At 75.2% G+C, this 3,980-nt stretch carries 3 protein-coding genes; 2 read left to right on the top strand and 1 reads right to left on the bottom strand.

Annotated elements, in window-relative coordinates; genetic code table 11:
• Positions 1-359 precede the first annotated feature (359 nt).
• A complete protein-coding gene (locus ACFRCG_RS45205) occupies positions 360-1,025 on the top strand; it encodes a Type 1 glutamine amidotransferase-like domain-containing protein (RefSeq protein WP_380042501.1) in 666 nt (221 codons plus the stop codon).
• A gap of 83 nt (positions 1,026-1,108) precedes the next feature.
• Here ACFRCG_RS45205 and ACFRCG_RS45200 read toward each other — a convergent pair whose 3' ends face one another.
• Positions 1,109-2,083: a hypothetical protein gene (locus ACFRCG_RS45200; protein ID WP_380042500.1), complete on the bottom strand. Its 975-nt coding sequence runs from the start codon at positions 2,081-2,083 to the stop codon at positions 1,109-1,111.
• Between the two features lie 207 nt (positions 2,084-2,290).
• Between ACFRCG_RS45200 and ACFRCG_RS45195 the strand changes: the two genes are divergently transcribed.
• Positions 2,291-3,772, top strand: a complete 1,482-nt coding sequence (locus ACFRCG_RS45195) for a hypothetical protein (protein ID WP_380042499.1) — start codon at positions 2,291-2,293, stop codon at positions 3,770-3,772.
• Positions 3,773-3,980: the final 208 nt, after the last annotated feature.

The following is a 3,980-nucleotide window of genomic DNA, read 5'->3' as shown; positions in this document are numbered from 1 at the left end:
GGGGGCGCGCCCGGGGGGGGCGTGCGCGTTTCACCCCCCCCCACCCACCCCCCCAGCCGCGGCCGTGGTGGCGAGCACGGCGAGCGCCGTGCGCGCACGCATCTTCATCGCTTGGTCCTCTTCCCTCGGTGCGGGCCGCACACCCCACGCGGCGGCGCCGCTGTCGTTCGCGGAGGGCGGGCAGGCCCTCCGGGGCCGGGCCTACCCAGGTGAACGCCCGGGACGACTTCGGAGTCGGAATGCCACTCCGATGGCGTAGCGGGCTCGTCGGGGGTCGGAAACGCGGGTTCGAGCGCGGGTTCGAGCGGGTGGGCGGGGCGCGCGGGCGGGGGTTTGGAGACACGCGCTAGGGTCCGGCGATGCGCATGTATCTCTCGTCGTTTCGGCTCGGTGAACACCCGGACCGGCTGGTCGCGTTGCTGGGCGGGGTGGGTGGTGCCGGGCCGGGGGGCGTGCCGATCGCGGTGATCGCGAACGCGATCGACGACCGGCCGGCCGAGGTGCGGGCCGCCTGTGTCGGCTCGGAGTTCGTGGCGCTGCGCGAGCTGGGGCTGCATCCGACCGAGGTCGATCTGCGGATGTTCTTCGACCGGGCGCCGGGCGAAGTCGCCGCCGCGCTGGCCGGGTTCCCGGCGGTCTGGGTGCGCGGCGGCAATGTGTTCCTGCTGCGGCACGCGCTGGCCCGCAGCGGTGCGGACGGTGTTCTGGTCGACCTGCTGCGGCGGGACGCGGTGGTCTACGGCGGGTACAGCGCGGGTGCCTGTGTGCTCGCGCCCGACCTGCGCGGTCTGGAGCGCTGCGACGACGCGGACGCGGTGAGCGAGGTGTACGGGCGGCCGGTGCGGTGGGACGGGCTGGGGGTGCTGGATCACGCCGTGGTCCCGCACGTGGGCTCCCCCGATCACCCCGAATCGGCTCTGCTCGCGGGGGTTGTGGCCGATTACCGTGCCCGAGGTGTACCGCATCGCACGTTGCGGGACGGGCAGGTGCTGCTGGTCGACGGGGAGCGGGTGACCGTGGTGTGAGGCGAGGCGGCGTCGGGCCGACGCCGCCTCGCCTCGGGTGCGCGTCGCGACCCGTGTCCCTGCCCTGCCTCGCCCCGCCCCGTCTACGCCTCGCCCGAGAGTGCCCCGTCGTACGCGCGCAGCACGTTCAGTGCGTCGATGGTGATCGCCGGGCGGGCCTCGGCGCGGACCGTGGGCGACCATTCCGCCCAGCGCAGCGGCCAACCGCCGTCCTCCTCCTGCGCGGTGGCCAGTGCGCGCAGTCCCCGGCGCAGTTCCGCGTCGGTGAACCACTCGCGCGCCAGGCTCCCGGGGTGCGGCGCGAAGTCGTGCGGCAGGTGGTACTCGCCGACGGCGTAGCCCGGGGCGAGCCGGGCCTGCTCCGGATGAGCCGGGTCGAGCAGCACCAGCCGCTGTGCGCGCACCAGTTCGCCCAGTCGGCGCGCCTGCGTCCGGGCCCACGGCCGGTCCGGGACGCCGTCGAGGAAGGTCACCGCGGCCTCGACCTCGTACGGGTGGGTGGTCTGCAACTCCTCGATGGCGGTGCGGCAGAACTCGGTCGCGGCCGGCAGCCACGGGTGTTCGACGCCGGCGCGCAGCAGCGGGCCGACGATCCAGCCGGTCGGGATCAGCCCCGGGACCGGCGGGTCCGGCACGATCAGCCACGGCGGGTGCGGGTAGTCGCGCAGCCCGGGCAGGGCCGGCGGCACTCCGCCCGCGTCGCCGGCCACGCCCGCCAGCCAGTCGCACAGGCGGGCCGTGTCCGGGCCGTGCAGTGCGTCCGCCTCGGCCAGGATCGGCATCGTGGTGCGCAGCGTGGCCGGGTGCGGCTCGGGCCCGCGCACGTCGGGTTCCAGGCCGTACGCGTAGGAGCCGTCGGGGGTGCGATATCCGGCCAGGGCGGCGAGCAGTCCGGCCCGATCGGGCTCGGCCCGCGCCGCGCGTTCGCCGCCGGCGCCCGGCTCGGCCGGCTTGCCGGTGCCGAACAGGTAGGCGAATCGGCGCTGTTCCAGTACGCGGCCCGAGGTCCACAGGAAACGTTCGGCCCGGTCGATCATGTCGTTCGTGATCCACTCCATGGTTCGACGCTAGGCGTGCGGATGCGTCGGGTATTGAACGAATCGGACATCGGCGTGCCGCCTGCCCGCCGCGTGGCCAGGGCGTGTCGGGACGTGGACCCGGTGATGACGGTTGGTGGAATTTGCCCGTGCGGGGGTTGGCCCGTGCCCCGTCCGCCGGCCACGGTGGGCGGGTCGGACTCACCCATCTCGTTCGGGGGATTGCTCGTGTTCGCTCGATCTCGTACCCATCGTCCGCGTCGATTCGTGCTGACCGGGGCGGTGCTCGCCGCCGCGGCGGGACTGGCCGGCCCGGCCTCGGCGGCGCGGGCGGACGAGGCCGCCGGGTCGGCCGACGCGGCCGCGGCGACCACGGGAGCGCACGGCACCGTCTCGGTGCACCGCGACGGTCGCCCCGCGGTAGTCCCGTTCCGGACCGGGCGCGACGGCGAGGCGCTGGTGACGCTGACCGTGGCGGCGCCGGGCGTGGACTGGGGCAAGGCGGGCGCGGAGTCGGCGGTGGTGCAGCTGTTCGTGGACGGCCGGCCCGCCGGTGACGTGGTGGTCTTCGGCGCCACGCCCACCGAGCGCGACTTCGCGCTGGGCGCGCTGCGCAAGGGGCGGCACGAGCTGAGCATCCGTTTCGCGGCCGACCGGTCGTCGCCGGCCGCGTCGGTGGTGCGCGTCTCCCGGCTGCGGACGCGCACGATCGCGACCGGGGACCGGGAGCACGCGGTCGCCGCCAACGCGCCGGTCCTGTACGGCCGGAACATCCCGGGCGCGCCGGGCGGCGCGACCGGCCCGTTCCAGAACGCGGTCACCGACACCCCGGTGCTGGCCTGGTACCAGGAGGCCCCGGCCGCGACCGCCGGGAACCGGGTGTTGACCTACACGATCGTGTGGAGCAACGAGGACGGCGGCACCTCGACGCCGGCGCTGATGGCCCGCTGGGGTAGGACCACCGACATCGAGTGGGCGTATCGGGTCGAGGTGGACCGGGGCGGCCGGGCGGTGCCGGGCACGGCGTTCTTCCAGTCGCCGAACCACGGCACGACGCCGTTCGCCGGGCGCTACGAGGACGGCCACCCGCTGTTGCAGACCTGCACGTCGAACAACAACCTGTGCGACGTGGTGGACGACCCGATGCGGTTCGCGCCGGCGGCGGTGGAGCGGTTGGCGGACCCGACCCGGACCGCGCGCGAGGAGATGGTGGATCGGCACCCGTGGGTGTATTCGGTGATGGTCCGGGAGATGCGGCGCGAGGGCCGGGTGGTGGCCGACCCGCCGGCCGACACGACCACGCTGATCGCCGACCCGACGGACTACCTGTACGCGGTGATCCGCAAGACCACGTCGGAGCCGCCGGCGGGTTCGGCCGGGTGGAACGGGGTCGCGCTGGGCGTGCGGGTCAAGGGCGACCCGACGCTGTACCGCTCGGACCGCGGGCGGGTGGACTGGTCGTTGCAGCGCGACGATCCGGCGGCGACGACGGTACGGCTGCCGCACGGGACGCAGGCGTCGGACATCGTCGAGGTGGTGGCGATCCGTACCGTCGCGGGCGTCGACCCGGGCAGCACGATCACGGTGAACGGGATCAACCGGGTGTTCCTGCTCGGTCGGGACGACCGACCCGGGCAGGCGGTGCCGGTCCACCCGAAGTCGGTGACGCTGACCGCGGCGGCGCCGGAGGCGGTGTTGTACCGCCGGTGATTCCGATCCGATCCCGGGGCGGATCGGGCCGGCGGCGCCGTATGCCGTATCGCCGGGTCCCGGGAACGCCGGGTTCCGGCCGGGCTTGATGAGGTGTTCTCAAGCCGCGGCCGGACGCCGGTGTCGCGCTCCGCGACGGGCGCGGCACCGGGAACCCCCGGGCGGCGGGCGGGGGGGGGGGCCCGCCCCCGCCCCCGGGGCGCCCCGC

This window comes from Embleya sp. NPDC056575 (assembly GCF_042793325.1).
Lineage (GTDB): Bacteria > Actinomycetota > Actinomycetes > Streptomycetales > Streptomycetaceae > Embleya.
The sequence above is the reverse complement of the archived record's forward strand: the minus strand, read 5'-3'. Positions and strand labels throughout refer to the sequence as shown.

Bases quoted from the DNA above. Each gene is read 5' to 3' on its own strand.
- ACFRCG_RS45205 (WP_380042501.1), top strand. From the start codon at position 360: ATGCGCATGTATCTCTCGTCGTTTCGGCTCGGTGAACACCCGGACCGG.
- ACFRCG_RS45200 (WP_380042500.1), bottom strand. From the start codon at position 2,083: ATGGAGTGGATCACGAACGACATGATCGACCGGGCCGAACGTTTCCTG.